Below are 16,131 nucleotides of genomic sequence, written 5' to 3'. Positions count from 1 at the left end.
TGCACCGAGCTACCAATTTTTAATTGACGTTACCTCGTCCGAACTGGGGGATGACAGAAGCAACTTCACTGCACAACTCAAAAACAAAATTCCCATGCCATAACTCTGGCGTCACGTGTCATCGGGTAGTTGGGGTGTGGTAAGAAATTTACGACCACACCAGATTCAAACCGCCCCTTCATCACCGTGTAGGTGGATTTCAATCGACCTCGGTCGAAGTTAATAGTCAATTTGTCGGAATCTTCGATAGAAACTAGTTTTGCACTCAGCAAGTAATCTCGAAGTTTGCTCGAAAAGCAGATGACAACGGAGGGTTTCAATAGATCAATCAACTTTTTAAATATGGGTTGGCACCGCACCAAATCGGACTCATCAATTTGGCTTTCAGTTTCAGAGCGAAAAAAGCAATAGTTCGTCTGATTCATATTCTCAATCTGATGATTTGGAAAGTGCGTTGCCAAGTACTGCCGGACTCTGGACATGGACCCCCCAAGATCAGGTGGCGCGAAGGCTTTGTCGTCGTCCAGGTTCTGAGGTTTGTAGGAAATATTCTTACCGGCACCCCAGTTGAATCCGATCAGAAGTGGCTGATTCGTTGAGCAATATCCATCAACAAGTGAATAGGACCAGCTTTTGTTTTCAGCTGATGCTGCTCGGAAAATCTGAGAGCCTTGATAGGTCCGTTCAAGTTCGACAAGTAACTGTTTAAGTGAATTTTGCATTTTTAGTCCTAATATTTTTTATGGTCTTCAAACTGGACAACCATCGATCAAGCACATCGGTATCCGCCACCGTAGCGGTGATCTCGTACCCATCGTCTAGCTCGACAACTTGCTGATCTGTTGACAACGGACATTCAACAATGTGCAACCCATTTGCTTTGTCAATTACAAAGCTCAATCGAACCATTTTTGGTGGTCCATCGCTAAAACTCAGGTCTTCATTTACATTGTCCAAATCAAAATCTTTGGGGCGTTCAAAATTCAAGGTTGATGCCTTGGCCGAAAACATGCGGTGAAGCGCCAAGCTGCGGTTGTCGTCATATCCGTCAAACCGGCAGGCCAGATACATGCGCGGCCCTTGTTGCACAAGACCCAGGGGCATAACTTTGTAGTTATTCGCCTTTTTGCCGTTTGCGCTTTTGTAGATCAAGTCCAGCCATTGGTTACCAAACAGCGCATCGCTTACTTGCTGAAAAGCCTCTCCATCAACCTTTGGCGGCAACAGCGGCTGTGTCGTGCAGATAGTGCGTACCTTGGCAAGCCACTCTCGCTCTAACTGCGCTGGTGCCTTTTCTGACAACTGACTACGCGCTTCAACAAAGAAGCTGTCCATCGATTTCATCAATTTGGCAGGCAACAATGGACGAAGCTGCCGTTCCGCCAGCGTCAATAGCAACGCTTCTTTGGCATTCAGGTTGCGCACTGTCAGGCGCTTGCTGGTCTCGTTGCTCTTGAAGCGGTGCGGCTTGGACGAGTCGTCTTCGTCAATCAAACCTTCGTTGACAAGCTTGCGAAACATCTTTTGGTAGTTGCGCTCTGATCGAATAAACCGTGCGTCTTGTTCCTGCAGCTCTGCCTGTACGTCTTTGATGGTGACCCAGCGGCTGGACGGTATTCGCTTGAGTAGTTCAAGCGTCATGACCAGGCCTTCCATGTTTTCTTTGCGTTCTGCCATGCTGCGTCTTTCAGAGCTTCAACTCGGTGCGGTTCGCAAACACCTGCCACAGCCGAACCATGGCGTAGGTATCTAGCTTGCAATACGCGAGCAATTGGCGCTCCAGCTGGCTTTTGCGCTCAGTGCTAGTGTTGGGGTGGATAGCCTCCATAAATGCTTCTTGCGCTTTACCGCCGTCTTGCACGCCGTCCAGGTCTGCGTAGCTCAGCTCTGGCACCACGGCTGGCAATACCTTTTTGATACTCCAGCTTCCTTCTTGGCTGGGGTGGTAGTACCGCTCCCGCGCAATGGGTAGCAAGTCCACTATGCGGGCGTTGATTGCCAGTAGCGCATCGCTGTGGTTCGGGTAGCGTTGCGCAAGTTCGCATATGCGTGTGGTTTCAAACGCTGCGTTGTACACATACACCGGACCGCTGTTACCGCAATAGACAATCAATGCCTGAGCAAAGGCGGCAGACGGATCACTTCCTGAAAGATCCAGAAACTCTTTGTGTAGCAATTGGCCGTCGGTGCCCAATATGTGAAGGCTGAACTGAAAACAGTTCTGCTGATAGGGCCGAGTTCCCGCCCAGAAAGGTATTGCCGGGTTAATGCTTTCAAAGTCCAGAAAGTAGGCAGGCAAGGAATAGACCGAAAGATCGGCGGCTGCCCCCGTTTGATCAAAGTACATCGTGCCGGCCAACGTGTGCGCCTTAACGCGGCGTTGCTTTGCATTCAGTGCTTCATCCGGAACGTCTTTCATCTCAATCGTTCCCTGCTTCGCCATTTCCCGTACTTTGGCAGACGGAAAGCGTGGCAACCAAAAGATGGGCTGTTCGGCTTTGGGGTCGTTGCAGGTGCAGTAACTGTAAAAGCCGCAATCAAAAGGTTGGCTGCAATGGACGCCCGTTTCCTGCGTGGGCTCTGCAGGATTTGCGCAGATGCTTTGTGCCTGCGCAATCCACTCTTTGACTTCTTCATCGCGACCAAACGCCTCGTCAGTCAAATCGCATTCTTTGAGCAGACCGCGATAGTCTTTATTGCCAGGGTAGACCCAGCTGCTATCTATATGTGCCAAAGAAATACGATGCAATGCAACGCCAGCGGACCGGGCCAAGTAGGCCTGTATTGCAATGTCATCACGGTAGTAGTCTTTGACACTGGTGGATGACTTGACCTCTACCATGCGCCACATGGCTTTTTCGTCGTGTTGAACAGGAAGCATGACATCCGCAAAGGCTAAAGCGCCGTTTACGGAAAAGCCTGCTTCAAATACAGGTTGGCGATTCTGTAGCAATTCAAGACTACGCTCGAAAGCGCGTTTGAAGCCTTCAGCTTCTATATCAATGAGCGCACCATGATTTTCTGGGTCATAGATCTGACGTGCGAGTTCACCTACCTGGTGGCCAATCTGCGAGCTGGTTTCCGTGGAATCAGAGTCGTCTCGTAACTCGGGGTGGTGCACCTCTAGCCAAAAGCGCTTGGGGCATTGGCGCAGTGCCAACAGCTTTGATTTCGAAAACGTACGCAAATTTTCTCCCATTGCACTCTTCGATTGATTGGGTGGTCAATACGACCAGTTCCATTTGTTTTTGCATTTATAGATTGAAGTATCGTTCATGATGCGTCGATTTGTGACGCATATTTCGTTGCTTAGAACCACTGTAAGTTGCGGTGTCATTTCCATGGTCGAGGGAGCTTCATCGATGCGTGTGGATTCTTGAAAGGTGGACATCCCCCGCTTCCGTAGAAATATTTCAGCTGCCAGATACCGGGCATTCGTGACTGTCGGCAACTGGCCCGGAGAAGGCGTCTGGCTAGCAAGCATTGAACCTTGTTCGCAGATCGTAGGTTTCACTGTTCCAAATTTAAAGAAAACAAGCCTCTAGCGCCCTTGGAATATGCGCAAGCAGCTACGAAATAAATAGCAGTGTGTGCGATCAGATTTGCTCAGCTGTCCGTCTCAAAACCTGATCTTCCCGGTCCAGATGTCCCGGTACATGCACCAGTCGCCCATAAAGCTGTAGAGCGGGCGTTTGAAGCTGGCGGGTTTGTTTTTCTCAAACCCGAAGTGGCCGACCCAGGCAAAGCCGTAGCCGCACAACAGGCCGTACAGCAGGTACTGCGGTTTGCCGGTGGCCAGCAGCATGGCCAGGCACACCAGCGTGAGCGTGGAGCCCACAAAGTGCAGGCGGCGGCAGGTGGTGTTGCTGTGTTCGCCCAAATAAAAGGGATAGAACTCCGCAAAGCTGTGGAAGCTGCGCGGGTCTACGGCGGTGGGGCTGGGGGTGTTGGTGGCGTCCATGGTCGCTCTCCTGATCGGTAGTGCACCATGGTCGTGCACAGCGCTTGCACTTGGCAAGCGCACTTGCCCTAGGGGCTGGCCAAAAACTGTCGCATGGCGGACAGGGTTTGCTCCGGGGCTTCGGTCATCTGGTGGTGGCCCACGGGCACCATCTGCAGCTCGGTGCGGGCTGCGCGTTGGCGGGCTGCTGCCAGCAAAACCTGCGCGGCCTTGGGCGTGGTCATCTGGTCTTGTTCGCCCAGCACAAACAGTACCGGGCACAGCACCTGCGCCATGGCCTCTTCGCCCCGCGCGTAGTTGTTGCAGGCCGAGAAACCGCGGTGGAACACATTAACGGCCGTGTTGCTGGCCAGCACCCGGCGGCCCAGCGCCATGCTGGTGCCATAGACCCAGGTGCCCGGCCCCAGCGCGGAGGGCGGCGCGGCCAGCGTGCTGCGCGAAAACACGTTCACCATGGTCAGCGCTTTCATCGGGGCGCTGAGCGAGGTCTCCAGCAGCGCGGGCGACACCTTCATGGGGTAGGCCGTGCCCACCAGCACCAGATGGGTGGCACGTTCTTTCAGGCGTGAAGCCGCTTCCAGTGCAATCAGCGAGCCCCAGCTGTGGCCCACCTGCGCGGCTTTGTTGATGCCTGCAGCATCGAGCAACGCCACGATGAAATCAGCCGCTTCTTCTACGGAGGATGGTGCTTCACCCCCGCTGCGGCAGTGGCCGGGCAGGTCCACGGCCAGCACGTTGTAGCCGTGGTTTGCCAGGTAGCGGCTCTGCAGTGCCCACACGCTATGGTCATTGAGCACGCCGTGGATGAAGACTACGGTGGGTTTGGCGGCATCAAAAGGTTTGCCACCGGTGTAGCAATAGGCGGTGGCGCCGTTGACGGTGAGCTGCATTACGCACCTGCCTTTTCTGCGGCCTTGAGCGCGCGTTTCAGGTCATCTATCAAATCATCCGGGTCTTCCAAGCCAATGGACAGGCGGATCGTGCCCTGGGTGATGCCCCCGGCCGCCAGCGCCTCGTCACTCATGCGGAAGTGGGTGGTGCTGGCGGGGTGGATGACCAGGCTGCGGCAGTCGCCCACATTGGCCAGGTGGCTGAAGACCTTGAGGGTTTCAATGAACTTTTTGCCTTGTTCGCGGTTGCCCTTCAGGTCAAAGCTGAAGACGGAGCCCGCGCCCTTGGGCAGCAGCTTTTGCGCCAGTGCGTGGCTAGGGTGGCTCTCCAGCAGCGGGTGGCCCACGCGGCCCACAAAAGGCTGGCTCGCCAGAAACTCCACCACCCTCTCGGTGTTGCTGATGTGGCGCGCCATGCGCAGGCCCAAGGTTTCTATGCCTTGCAGAATCAGCCAGGCGCTGTGCGGGCTCATGCAGGCGCCAAAGTCACGCAGGCCTTCACGCCGTGCACGCAACAGAAAGGCGCCCACGGTACTTTCCTCGCTGAAGTTCATGTTGTGGAAACCCTCGTAGGGCGCGGCCAGTTCGGCAAAACGGCCCGTCGCCGCATGGGCGCGGGCCCAGTCAAAGCTGCCGCCGTCTACCACCACGCCACCAATCACCGTGCCGTGGCCGCTCAGGAACTTGGTAGCCGAGTGGTAGACCAGATCGGCCCCTTGCGTGAAGGGTTGCACCAGCCAGGGCGAGGTGAGGGTGGAGTCCACCAGCAGCGGCACACCGACCTCGTGCGCAATCTGCGCAATGGTGGGCGTGTCCAGCACGTCCAGCCCGGGGTTGCCCACGGTTTCACCAAAAAACAGGCGTGTGTTGGGCCGCACGGCGGCGCGCCAGCCGTCCACATCGCCGGGTTTCACAAAGGTGGTGTCGATGCCAAAGCGGCGCAGCGTGTAGTGCAGCAGGTTTTGCGAGCCGCCATACAGCGCGGTGCTGGCGACGATGTGGCCGCCTGCGCCCATGAGCGTGGCCACGGCCAGGTGCAGCGCGGCCTGGCCGCTGGACGTGGCAATGGCGCCAATGCCGCCTTCGAGCGCGGCCATGCGTTGCTCAAACACGGCGTTGGTGGGGTTGCTGATGCGGCTGTAGACGTGGCCCGCACGCTCCAGGTTGAACAGTGACTGCGCATGTTCACTGGACTCGAAGACAAACGAGGTGGTCAGGTGGATGGGCACCGCGCGGGCACCGGTGGTGGGGTCGGGCGCGGCACCGGCGTGCAGGGCCAGGGTGTCAAAGCCGGGGTCAGCGTAACCAGGCATGGGGTTCTCCGGTGAAAGTCACTTGGTAATCGGGATGAAACTGGGGCATTGTGGGCTATATTTGATGCTCAGTTTCAACCCCAGTGTCACGAGGAAGTCCCCATGAAAGTCAGCGATATCCTGCGCGTTAAAGGCGGTACGCTTTACACGACCACGCCGGAAGACACCCTGGCCGATGCCGCCCAGCTCATGGCCGAAAAAGACATTGGTTCCCTGGTGGTGATTTCGCACGGCCTGGTGGTCGGTATGCTGACCTTCCGCGAAGTGATCCAGGCGGTCGTCAAAAACGGTGGCAGCTTCGGCACCACCACTGTGTACCGCGCCATGGACCCCGGCCCGCTGACCTGCACCATGGAAACCGAGATGGACGAGGTACGCCGCATGATGCTGGACCGCCACGCGCGTTACATGCCCGTGATCGACAACCGCATGCTCATGGGCGTGGTCAGCTTTTACGACGTGGCCAAGGCCGTGGTGGACAGCCAGAACTTCGAGAACAAGATGCTCAAGGCCTACATCCGTGACTGGCCCGAAGGCGAAGACGCCGCCGCCAAGGCCGACTAAGCCAGCCTGGCTGCCACGCCACGGGGCAATTTGCCGCCGGGCCGCACCAAGGCAAATTAGCCCCCTCGGGGGGCCGCGACCCGCGCAGCGGCGGAGCGTGGGGGCAATCCTTTAGCCTTCGCTGGCGTGGATCATGTCCCGCACACGCGGGTAGATCTGCTGGTTCCACTTGCGCCCGCTGAACACACCATAGTGCCCCACACCGGTTTGCACATGGTGTGTTTTTTTATACGGGCGCACGCTGCTGCACAGGTCTTGCGCTGCCACCGTCTGGCCCACGGCGCAAATGTCATCGCGCTCGCCTTCCACCGTCATGAGCGCCGTGCGGCGGATGGCGGCGGGGTTGACGATGCGGTCTTTGTAGCTGAGCTTGCCCAGCGGCAGGTCGTAGGTCTGGAAGACCTTTTCCACCGTCTCCAGGTAGAACTCGGCCGGCAGGTCGTTCACGGCCAGGTACTCGTCGTAGAACACACGGATGATGTTGGCCTTCTCCACATCACCATTCACCAGGTGCTGGTACAGGTCTTTGAAGGACTGCTTGTGCCGGTCCAGGTTCATGCTCAAAAACGCGCTGAGCTGCACAAAGCCCGGGTAGACGCGGCGCATGTAACCCGCGTGTGGCAGCGGTACATGGCTGATGAGGTTTTTCTCGAACCATTCAATCGGTTTGCTCACCGCCAGCTTGTTCACCTCGGTGGGGTTCACGCGACAGTCCACGGGGCCGGCCATCAGCGTCAGGCTGCGTGGCTGGGCCGGGTCGTCGTCCTCGGCCATGATGGCCGTGGCCGCCAGTGCCGCCACACAGGGCTGGCACACCGAAATCACATGCGTGCCGGGCCCAATGGTTTGGGTGAAACGGATCATGTGGTCGATGTAGTCGTCCAGCCCGAAGGCGCCATGGCGCAGCGCCACATCGCGGGCGTTGTGCCAGTCGGTGATGTAGACGTCGTGGTCTTGCAGCAGGGTGCATGCGGTTTCACGTAGCAACGTCGCAAAGTGGCCGGAGAGCGGTGCCACCAGCAGCACCTTGGGCTGGGGCTCGGCGGTGGGCTCCTGCTTTTGAAAGTGCAGCAGGGTGCCGAAGGGCATGGTCAGCACGGCCTGCTCCGCCACCGCGATGTCACGCTCACCCACCTTCACGCTGTCAATGCCATAGGCCGGGCGGGTGTGGGTGAGGCGCAGGCGCGATAGCACTTCCATGCTGGCCGCCATCTTGCGCAGCATGCTGCCTTCGGTTTGGTTCATCCACAGCGTGGCGCCCAGGCTTTGCGCCATCAGCCGCAGGGGAGAGGTGAAGTCGGACTGGGTTTGGTAAGCCTGGTACAGCATGGTGGGTCCTGGGGTCAAAGCGGCTTGTGGCCGGATGGCCTATGCGCAGGCAAGTTATGGGCCAATGTGTTGGCACAAGCCTTGCGACGGAATGGGCATCACTTTCCCGCAGGAGGGGTTTTCCATGGCCAAGGCAGTACTGACCATCAGCAGCAAAAACTACGGTGCTTGGGCTTTGCGGGGCTGGCTGATGGCCAAGCTGGCAGGCTTGGATTTCACCGAAAAAGTGATTTCTCCGGACGACCCTGCCATGAAGGCCGAGATGTTGCTGCTCTCCAGCAGCATGCTGGTGCCGTTTTTGCAGCACAACGGCGTGACCGTGTGGGACACGCTGGCCATTGGCGAATACCTTAACGAAATCAAACCCAAGGCTGGTTTGCTGCCGGCCGACATCAAGGCGCGCGCGCATTGCCGCGCGGTGTGCGGCGAAATGCATTCGGGCTTTGCCTCCATGCGCGGCTCGCTGCCCATGAACCTGAAGGCGCACTTTCCCAAGTTCAAGGTGTGGTCGCGCGCGCAGGCCGATGTTGACCGCGTGCTGGCGATCTGGAAAGACTGCTTGCAGCACTACGGCGGCCCTTACCTGTTTGGCAAACAACCCTGCGTGGCCGACGCGATGTACGCCCCGGTGGTGACGCGTTTTCTGACCTACGACGTGGCCATCGACAAAGAGGCTGCGGCCTATTGCAAACGCATCATGGCGCTGCCCGCCATGCAAGAGTGGGTGGCCGCAGCCAAGGCCGAGCCCGAGGAAATTGACGAGCTCGACGCGGAGTTTTAAGCCCCCACGCTCCACCGCTGAGCGGGTCGCTGCCCCCCGAGGGGGCTAATTCCGCTTGGGGCGGCCCGGCGCGGAATTGCCGTTCACGCCCAGGGCGTGGGCGCTGGCACCGCACACACCGGGTCCACGTCAATCGACTTGAAGTCTGCCGGGGAGACAATTTCCAGGTACTCCATGTCGGGCGAGTAGTCGAATAGGAAGTGGCGAATGCCGGGGCGCTGGTGCACCACGTCACCGGCCTGCACCAGGGTTTCTTTGTCCTCGTACATGAACTTGGCCCAGCCCTTGGTCATGATGACAATCTGGAAATCTGCCTCATGGCGGTGCCAGCCGGTGCCTGTTTCTGGTGCCATGTTCGCCTTAACCAGGTGCGCAATCACTTTGCCATGGGTGGCCTCGGCAATGCCCAGGTCCTTGTACAAAAAGAAATCGCGCAGTCCGCCAGAGACAAACTGTGTGTCTTCGGGCTTGACGTGGGAAAACTGCGTGGTGGTGCGGTCTAGCATGGCTCACTCCTGTTCAAACAAGCTGAAAATACTGAAATGGTGCGCTGCAGCACGATGCATAAAGTGTTCCAGCCCGCAGGGTGGTGCGGCGCGGTCTGGGATAATTCGGCCACTATGAGCGGCAACACCTTCGGACACCTTTTCACCGTCACCAACTTTGGTGAATCCCACGGCCCGGCCATTGGCTGCATCATTGATGGCTGCCCCCCGGGCATGGAACTGACGGAGGCCGACATCCAGATCGACCTGGACCGCCGCCGCCCCGGCACCAGCCGCCACGTGACCCAGCGCAACGAGCCTGATGCGGTGCAAATTTTGAGTGGCGTTTACCAAGGCAAGACCACGGGTACGCCGATTGCGCTGTTGATCCAGAACACCGACCAGCGCAGCAAGGACTACGGCAACATTCTGGAGACCTTCCGCCCCGGGCATGCCGATTACAGCTACTTCCAAAAATACGGCATCCGCGACCCACGCGGTGGTGGCCGTTCCAGCGCGCGCCTGACCGCGCCCATGGTGGCCGCCGGTGCGGTGGCCAAAAAGTGGCTCAAGGAAAAATACGCCACCGAATTCCGCGGTTGTATGACCCAAGTGGGCGAGCTGCCGATTGCGTTTGAGAGCTGGGACCATGTGCCCCACAACCCGTTTTTTGCCCCCATGGCCGATGTGCAGGCGCTTGAAGACTACATGGACGCGCTGCGCAAGGCGGGCGACTCCTGTGGCGCCAAGATCCGTGTGAGCGCCACCAACGTGCCCGTGGGCCTGGGCGAGCCGCTGTTTGACAAAATGGACGCCGAAATTGCCTACGCGATGATGGGTATCAATGCGGTCAAGGGCGTGGAGATTGGCGCCGGGTTTGCCAGCGTGTCGCAGCGCGGCACCACGCACGGCGACAGCCTCACACCCAACGGTTTTGCCAGCAACAACGCCGGCGGTGTGTTGGGTGGCATCACCACCGGGCAAGACCTGGAGGTGAGCATTGCCATCAAGCCCACCAGCTCCATCATCACGCCACGCGACTCGATTGACTCGCAGGGCAACCCCACGCAGGTGATCACCAAAGGCCGGCACGACCCCTGTGTGGGCATACGCGCCACGCCGATTGCCGAGGCCATGCTGGCCCTGGTGGTGATGGACCACGTGCTGCGCCACCGCGCGCAGTGCGGTGACGTGGTGCCTGCGCTCACGCCCATCGCAGGCAGCATTTGAGTACGGTGGCCGCGTCCCCGGCGCAGCCCGGCCAGCAGCGGCGCCAGATTTTGCCGTTTGCCGCGCTGACCGCGGCCTACTGCGCCCACGCGGGCTTTTTCAATCCTTTTCTTCCGCTTTGGCTCAAAGACCTGGGTCTGAGCCTGGTGGTCATCAGTGTGTTGACCTCGGTGCAGGCGGCCACACGCATGTTTGCGCCCTATGCCTGGGGCACGCTGAGCGACCGCACTGGTGAGCGCGCCAAGCTGCTGCGCTGGGGTGCGGTGATTGCACTGGTGGCCTCGGCCGGGCTATGGTTCGACGGCGGTGTGTGGTGGCTGGCGGTGGTGTTGCTGGTGATGTTCACCCAGACCAGCGGCATGATGCCCATGACCGAGGCGGCGGTGGCCCATGTGGTGAGCCAGGGCGGCACCTTCGACACCAAGCTCTATGGCCGTGTGCGTCTGTGGGGTTCGCTGGGTTTTATGCTGGCGGTGCTGGGGGCCGGGGCCTGGTTTGAGCACGTGGGTATGCGCAGCTTTCCGCTCATCGTGACGGTGAGTCTGGCGGTGCTGGTGGTGTTTGCCTACCGCATGCCCGATGTGAAAGAGGCGCACCACGCCACGGCGGGTGCTGCCTCGCTGCCCATCGGCCCAGTGCTGGCGCAGCCGGCCGTGCGCTGGTTGTTTGCCTCGGTGTTTTTCCATGTGCTCTCGCACATGGGTATCTACACCTTCTTTTCGCTCTACATGGACTCGCTGGGCTACAGCAAAACCATGATTGGCCTGCTGTGGGCGGTGTCGGTGACGGTGGAGATTGGCTGGTTTTTTACCCAGAGCCGCTGGATGCCCAAGGTCAGCCTGACCGGCTGGCTGGTGCTATGTGCGGTGGTCATGGTGTTTCGCATGGCGGTTACCGCCTCGCTGGCCTCGGTGCTGTGGGTGCTGGTGCTGGCGCAGGCCCTGCATGCGCTCACCTTTGCGGCCCACCACAGTGCCTGCATTGCGCTGGTGTCGCACCACTTTCCGGGCAGCCTGCGCGGGCGGGGCCAGGCGCTGTACATCATCATTGGTTATGGCATCCCCGGCGTGTTGGGTGGGCTGCTGGGTGGCCAGCTCAGCCAGCATTGGGGGCTGGACAGTGTGTTCTGGGGCACCTCGGCCATGGCCGTGCTGGCCACCGGCTGTGCCTACAAAGTTTGGCGCCTGCGCCACCCGGCGGCACTGCCCGCCGCGTAAACCTTTTTCTTCAAGGACGTTTTCATGAAAACAGCGCTCATCCTCAACGGCCCCAACCTCAACCTGCTGGGCACCCGCGAGCCCCAGGTCTACGGTTCGCAAACCCTGGCCGATGTGCAGGCCTTGTGTGAGCGCGCTTGCCAGACCCATGGGTTCACGCTGGACTTTCGCCAGAGCAACCACGAGGGCACGCTGGTGGACTGGCTGCACGAAGCCGGACAGCTGCATGCCAAAGGCCAACTGGCCGGTGTGATTTTGAACGCGGGTGCCTACACGCACACCAGCGTGGCGCTGCATGACGCCATCAAGGGCACGGGCATCACGCTGATCGAGTTGCATATCAGCAATGTGCATGCGCGCGAGGTCTTCCGTCACCACTCCTACATCTCGCCCGCGGCCAAGGCCGTGATGGCGGGTTTTGGCGTCAACGGGTATGCGCTGGCCGTGGCCGGTCTGGCCGGCATGCAGGCCTAAGGGCGCTTGCCCGCGGTGGTGGCGCGCACATAGGCTTGTGCCAGCGCGTTGATGTCCACCTTTTTGAGCCCCGCGTTCAGTGCCTGCAGCATGGTCTGTGCGCGTGTGCCAGAGTTAAAACACACATACAGCGGCAGCCGCGACGTGGTGAGCTGCTTGGCCAGCTCCAGGCCGTGCAGGTCATGTTCTCGCTGCAGGTAGTTGAACACCTGGGTGTCGACCGACGCATAGTCCACCCGCTGCGCCAGCACCTTGCGCAGGTTTGCCAAATCGTTCATGGCCACATCCACCTGCACCGCTTTGTTTTCCATCAGCGCGGTGAGCTCCGGGCCGTTGTCGTAACCCTCCACCACGCCCATGCGTTTGCCCTGCAGGTCTTTGGCGGTTTGCCATTGCTGGCGGTGGCCTTTGCGCTGTGCCAGGCCAAACTGGTAGTAGCCAATCGGGTCGGAGGTCAGCCCTTTGGCTGCGCTGCATTCGGCGCGTGAGGCGGAGTAGAAGCCCAACACGGTGTTGCCACCGCTCATGGCCGCTTTGACCGCACGGTTCCAGGGGTAGACCTGTACCTGCACCGTGTGGCCGCTGTGGGCATAGGCCTGGCGCAGCACCACGGACAGAAAACCTTGCTGGGCAATGGCGCCGGAGTAGGGCGGCCAGTCCAAGGTGGTGAGTTGGACTTCCTCGGCGTTGGCGGCGGTGATCCCGCTCCATGCCAACAGCACATTGCACAGCAGTGCCCAACGCAGCGGTTGGCACCAAGTCGGGCGGGGTATCAGACGTTCCAAAAAATTAAACCGATGGATGGGCCATTCTGGCACCAAAAACTGTGGGCAGAAGAGGGCTCAGGGTTTCCACGCGGGCGTCTGGAAGGCCTGGGCTAGAAAGTCCACCATGGCGCGCACCTTGCCCGGCAAATGTTTGCGCGTGGGGTACACCGCATGGACGCCCAGCGTGGGACCTTGCAGATGTGGCAACACCCGCACCAATCGCCCCGCGCGCACGTCGTCGCCCACCAGAAAACCGGGCTGGTAAATCAGGCCCTGGTCGGCGAGCGCGGCGGCGCGGCAGGTGTCGCCGCTGTTGGCGCGCAGGCGCGGGTGCGTGGCCACGCTGTGAGGCTGGCCCTGGGCGTCGGTCAGTGTCCACACATCACCACCCGACCACCACGAGTACGCCATCACGCTGTGCGTCGCCACATCGTCCAGCGTGGTGATGCGCGGCGCGGCGCGCAGGTAGGCGGGGGAGGCGCACAGCAGCACCTGGTCGTGCGCCAGCGTGCGCGACACCAGGGACGAGCTGGCCAGTAGCGCAATACGCACCGCCATGTCAAAACCTTCGTCCACCAGGTCCACCACGCGGTCGGTCAGGGTGATGTCCAGTTCCACCTGCGGGTGCAGCTTCAAAAACTCACCCCACAGTGGCGCCAGGTGCAGGTTGCCAAAAGTGAGCGGCGCGTTGATCTTCAGGCGCCCGCTGACTACGCCGGTACCCGCGCTCACGGCCGCGTTGGCATCGTTCACGTCTTCCAGAATCTGGCGGCAGCGCTCCACATACTCACTGCCCGCATCGGTGAGCGAGAGGCGGCGTGTGGTGCGGTTCAGCAGGCGGGTGTTGAGGGCCGCTTCCAGCTCCAACACCAGGCGCGAGACCACGGCTTTGGAGGTATCCAGCCGCTGGGCGGCTTGCACAAAACTGCCGGCCTGCACCACGGCCACAAAGGCCTGCATCTGGCGAAACTGGTCCATGGCTGCGGCTGTTGTGCCTCAGGGCACGATGGTGGTGAACAAATAGGTGGCCAGCAGCACCAAGTGCACTGTGCCCTGCAGTACGGTAGTGCGCCCGGTGCTGAGCGACAGGCTGGACACAAACAACGACAGGAGTAACAGCACGCTGGACTTGATGTCCAGGCCCAGGGTCAATGTCCAGCCGGTGGCCAGCGACACGATGGCCACGGCGGGGATGGTGAGGCCAATACTGGCCAGGGCCGAACCCAGCGCCAGGTTCAGGCTGGTCTGCAGGCGGTTGGCACGGGCTGCGCGGTAGGCGGCCAGGCCTTCGGGCAACAGCACCACCATGGCAATGATGATGCCCACCACGGCCTTGGGTGCGCCGGCGCCGGCCACGGCGGCCTCAATCGTGGGGGCCAGCGCCTTGGCCAACAGCACCACGGCCACCAGGCCCAGCAACAGCAGGCCCGCACTGGTGGCAGCCAGTTTGCCGCTGGGTGGGTTGGCGTGGGCTTCTTCGTCGGTCTTGGCGTCGGGGGGCAAAAAGTAATCGCGGTGGCGCACGGCCTGCACCAGCACAAAGGTGCCGTACAGCACCAGCGAGACGATGGCGACAAAGGCCAACTGGCTGGGGCTGTAGACTGGGCCGACCACGCTGGTGGTGTAGTTGGGCAGCACCAGCGTGAGCACCGCAATGGCGGCCAGTGTGGTGAGGGATGCACTCACGCCCAGCTGGCCAAAGGTTTGTTCGCGGTAGCGGCTGCCGCCGGCCAGCAGGCAAATGCCCACGATGCCGTTCAAGATCAGCATCACCGCGGCAAACACGGTGTCACGCGCCAGCGCCGTGGTTTCGGGGCCGCCGGCCAACATCATGGAGACGATCAGCGCCACTTCGATCACCGTGATGGCCAGCGCCAGCACCAGCGTGCCATAAGGCTCGCCCACCTTGTGCGCCACTACCTCGGCATGGTGCACGGCGGACAGCACCGTGCCCACCAGCCCAGCCGCCAACAGCGCCACCCACCAGCCACCGGCCACACCCAGCAGGCTGCCACCCAGCAACACCCAGCCCACCACGGGCCAGGCCACGGACCAAAGGGGGAGGGGGGCTTGTTGTTGCATGGGTGGTCTTTCTTCAGAAAACGGGCTGGATAGGCCTATTGTCAATAAAACAAGGACATTGAATCAATAGTTTGCTTATTTATCTTTGGTTTGTGGGCTTTTACAGTGCAGTCATCACTTTTGAACCCTTGAAGGATGTTGCCATGACCACCTTGCCCAGCCTGTTTGTCTCCCATGGCGCGCCGCTGTTTGCGGTGGACGCTGGCACCACCGGCCCCGCACTGCAGGCCTGGGGCGCCACGTTGCCGGCCGACCTGCGCGGTATTGTGATCATGTCGCCCCACTGGATGGCGCGCAGCCCCGCGGTGATGACCACGCCGCAGCCCAGCACCTGGCACGACTTTGGCGGCTTTCCGCCCGCGTTGTACGAGTTGCAGTACCCCGCACCGGGCAGCCCTGCGCTGGGCTTGGAGGTGATGGCGGCGCTCCAAGTCGCAGGTATCACCGCCCAGCCCGACGACCAGCGCCCGCTGGACCACGGCACTTGGGTACCGCTGATGCACATGCTGCCGCAGGCCAACGTGCCTGTGGTGCAAGTGGCCCTGCCCATAGGCTACGGCCCGCGCGAGGTGTATGCCATGGGCGCGGCCCTGGCCGGTCTGCGCGCGCAGGGGGTGTTGGTCATGGGGTCGGGCAGCATGACGCACAACCTGGGTGAGTTTTTTGGTGGCGAACGCGCCGTGGCGCCCTATGTGACCGAGTTCAGCCGCTGGATCGAGACGCAGCTGAGCACCGGCAACCTGGACGCGCTGCTGGCCTACCGCGCCCAAGCGCCGCACGCCAGCCGTGCCCACCCGAGTGAAGACCATTTCCTGCCACTGTTCTTCGCGCTGGGTGCCGCGGGGGCCGATGCGCGGCCCAGCTACCTGAGCCGCGAGGTGATGTACAGCATGCTGGCGATGGACGCGTTCACGCTGCAGTGAGCCCCGGTTTAAGTGACAAAAGTGCCTCTAGCCCGCGTGGAATATGCGCAAGCAGCTCCTGATTCAGGAGCGTTTTTGCAGGCGAGGGGTGGTTACCACTGGGCACATAGGGTTT

17 protein-coding genes are annotated in these 16,131 nt (G+C 60.5%); 6 read left to right on the top strand and 11 right to left on the bottom strand.

The window, feature by feature from the left end:
• Positions 1 to 77 precede the first annotated feature (77 nt).
• From AC097A_RS02000 to AC097A_RS01975, 6 genes are all read right to left on the bottom strand, one after another.
• Positions 78 to 722 carry a hypothetical protein gene (locus AC097A_RS02000; RefSeq protein ID WP_479619552.1) on the bottom strand — a complete coding sequence of 215 codons (645 nt, stop codon included), beginning with the start codon at positions 720 to 722 and terminating at the stop codon, positions 78 to 80.
• Positions 706 to 1,677 carry a helix-turn-helix transcriptional regulator gene (locus AC097A_RS01995; protein WP_479619551.1) on the bottom strand — a complete coding sequence of 324 codons (972 nt, stop codon included), beginning with the start codon at positions 1,675 to 1,677 and terminating at the stop codon, positions 706 to 708. The genes AC097A_RS02000 and AC097A_RS01995 overlap by 17 nt, the downstream gene beginning before the upstream one ends.
• A gap of 10 nt (positions 1,678 to 1,687) precedes the next feature.
• Positions 1,688 to 3,199, bottom strand: a complete 1,512-nt coding sequence (locus tag AC097A_RS01990; RefSeq protein WP_479619550.1) for a DUF2779 domain-containing protein — start codon at positions 3,197 to 3,199, stop codon at positions 1,688 to 1,690.
• A gap of 420 nt (positions 3,200 to 3,619) precedes the next feature.
• A complete protein-coding gene (locus tag AC097A_RS01985) occupies positions 3,620 to 3,961 on the bottom strand; it encodes an Mpo1-like protein (protein WP_479619549.1) in 342 nt (113 codons plus the stop codon).
• 68 nt (positions 3,962 to 4,029) lie between these two features.
• Positions 4,030 to 4,851 carry an alpha/beta fold hydrolase gene (locus AC097A_RS01980; protein WP_479619548.1) on the bottom strand — a complete coding sequence of 274 codons (822 nt, stop codon included), beginning with the start codon at positions 4,849 to 4,851 and terminating at the stop codon, positions 4,030 to 4,032.
• Positions 4,851 to 6,164 carry an O-acetylhomoserine aminocarboxypropyltransferase gene (locus tag AC097A_RS01975; RefSeq protein WP_479619547.1) on the bottom strand — a complete coding sequence of 438 codons (1,314 nt, stop codon included), beginning with the start codon at positions 6,162 to 6,164 and terminating at the stop codon, positions 4,851 to 4,853. Before AC097A_RS01975 ends, AC097A_RS01980 begins: the two co-directional genes overlap by 1 nt.
• Positions 6,165 to 6,266: 102 nt before the next feature.
• Here AC097A_RS01975 and AC097A_RS01970 point away from each other — a divergent pair, with 102 nt between their 5' ends.
• Positions 6,267 to 6,728, top strand: coding sequence for a CBS domain-containing protein (locus AC097A_RS01970; RefSeq protein WP_479619546.1), 462 nt, complete (start codon positions 6,267 to 6,269; stop codon positions 6,726 to 6,728).
• A gap of 111 nt (positions 6,729 to 6,839) precedes the next feature.
• On the opposite strand, the gene AC097A_RS01965 is transcribed toward AC097A_RS01970, so the two are convergent.
• Positions 6,840 to 8,057, bottom strand: a complete 1,218-nt coding sequence (locus AC097A_RS01965) for a polyhydroxyalkanoate depolymerase (RefSeq protein ID WP_479619545.1) — start codon at positions 8,055 to 8,057, stop codon at positions 6,840 to 6,842.
• Between the two features lie 124 nt (positions 8,058 to 8,181).
• On the opposite strand from AC097A_RS01965, the gene AC097A_RS01960 reads away from it, so the two are divergent.
• On the top strand, positions 8,182 to 8,838 hold the full coding sequence (locus tag AC097A_RS01960; protein ID WP_315494752.1) for a glutathione S-transferase C-terminal domain-containing protein: 657 nt from the start codon (positions 8,182 to 8,184) through the stop codon (positions 8,836 to 8,838).
• 83 nt (positions 8,839 to 8,921) lie between these two features.
• On the opposite strand, the gene AC097A_RS01955 is transcribed toward AC097A_RS01960, so the two are convergent.
• Positions 8,922 to 9,344: a cupin domain-containing protein gene (locus AC097A_RS01955; RefSeq protein WP_105259746.1), complete on the bottom strand. Its 423-nt coding sequence runs from the start codon at positions 9,342 to 9,344 to the stop codon at positions 8,922 to 8,924.
• A gap of 114 nt (positions 9,345 to 9,458) precedes the next feature.
• Between AC097A_RS01955 and aroC the strand changes: the two genes are divergently transcribed.
• The 3 genes from aroC to aroQ are packed head-to-tail and all read left to right on the top strand — an operon-like array spanning position 9,459 to position 12,244.
• Positions 9,459 to 10,553 carry a chorismate synthase gene (gene aroC / locus AC097A_RS01950; RefSeq protein ID WP_479619544.1) on the top strand — a complete coding sequence of 365 codons (1,095 nt, stop codon included), beginning with the start codon at positions 9,459 to 9,461 and terminating at the stop codon, positions 10,551 to 10,553.
• Positions 10,554 to 10,558: 5 nt separating this feature from the next.
• Positions 10,559 to 11,770, top strand: a complete 1,212-nt coding sequence (locus AC097A_RS01945) for an MFS transporter (RefSeq protein WP_479620185.1) — start codon at positions 10,559 to 10,561, stop codon at positions 11,768 to 11,770.
• A gap of 24 nt (positions 11,771 to 11,794) precedes the next feature.
• Entirely contained in the window at positions 11,795 to 12,244 is a 450-nt protein-coding gene (aroQ, locus tag AC097A_RS01940) for a type II 3-dehydroquinate dehydratase (protein ID WP_315496177.1), read from the top strand.
• Here the strand turns inward: aroQ and AC097A_RS01935 are convergent.
• From AC097A_RS01935 to AC097A_RS01925, 3 genes are all read right to left on the bottom strand, one after another.
• Positions 12,241 to 12,960, bottom strand: coding sequence for a substrate-binding periplasmic protein (locus AC097A_RS01935; RefSeq protein ID WP_479619543.1), 720 nt, complete (start codon positions 12,958 to 12,960; stop codon positions 12,241 to 12,243). The genes aroQ and AC097A_RS01935 overlap by 4 nt on opposite strands.
• A gap of 126 nt (positions 12,961 to 13,086) precedes the next feature.
• The gene (locus tag AC097A_RS01930; protein WP_479619542.1) at positions 13,087 to 13,989 is read right to left on the bottom strand and encodes a LysR family transcriptional regulator; all 903 of its coding nucleotides are present in this window, start codon (positions 13,987 to 13,989) and stop codon (positions 13,087 to 13,089) included.
• 18 nt (positions 13,990 to 14,007) lie between these two features.
• Positions 14,008 to 15,093, bottom strand: a complete 1,086-nt coding sequence (locus AC097A_RS01925) for a calcium:cation antiporter (protein ID WP_479619541.1) — start codon at positions 15,091 to 15,093, stop codon at positions 14,008 to 14,010.
• A 143-nt stretch (positions 15,094 to 15,236) separates the two neighbouring features.
• Here AC097A_RS01925 and AC097A_RS01920 point away from each other — a divergent pair, with 143 nt between their 5' ends.
• Positions 15,237 to 16,016, top strand: a complete 780-nt coding sequence (locus tag AC097A_RS01920) for a DODA-type extradiol aromatic ring-opening family dioxygenase (protein ID WP_479619540.1) — start codon at positions 15,237 to 15,239, stop codon at positions 16,014 to 16,016.
• Positions 16,017 to 16,131: the final 115 nt, after the last annotated feature.

It is taken from the genome of Rhodoferax sp. XS2R6, assembly GCF_056521365.1.
The sequence above is the reverse complement of the archived record's forward strand: the minus strand, read 5'-3'. Positions and strand labels throughout refer to the sequence as shown.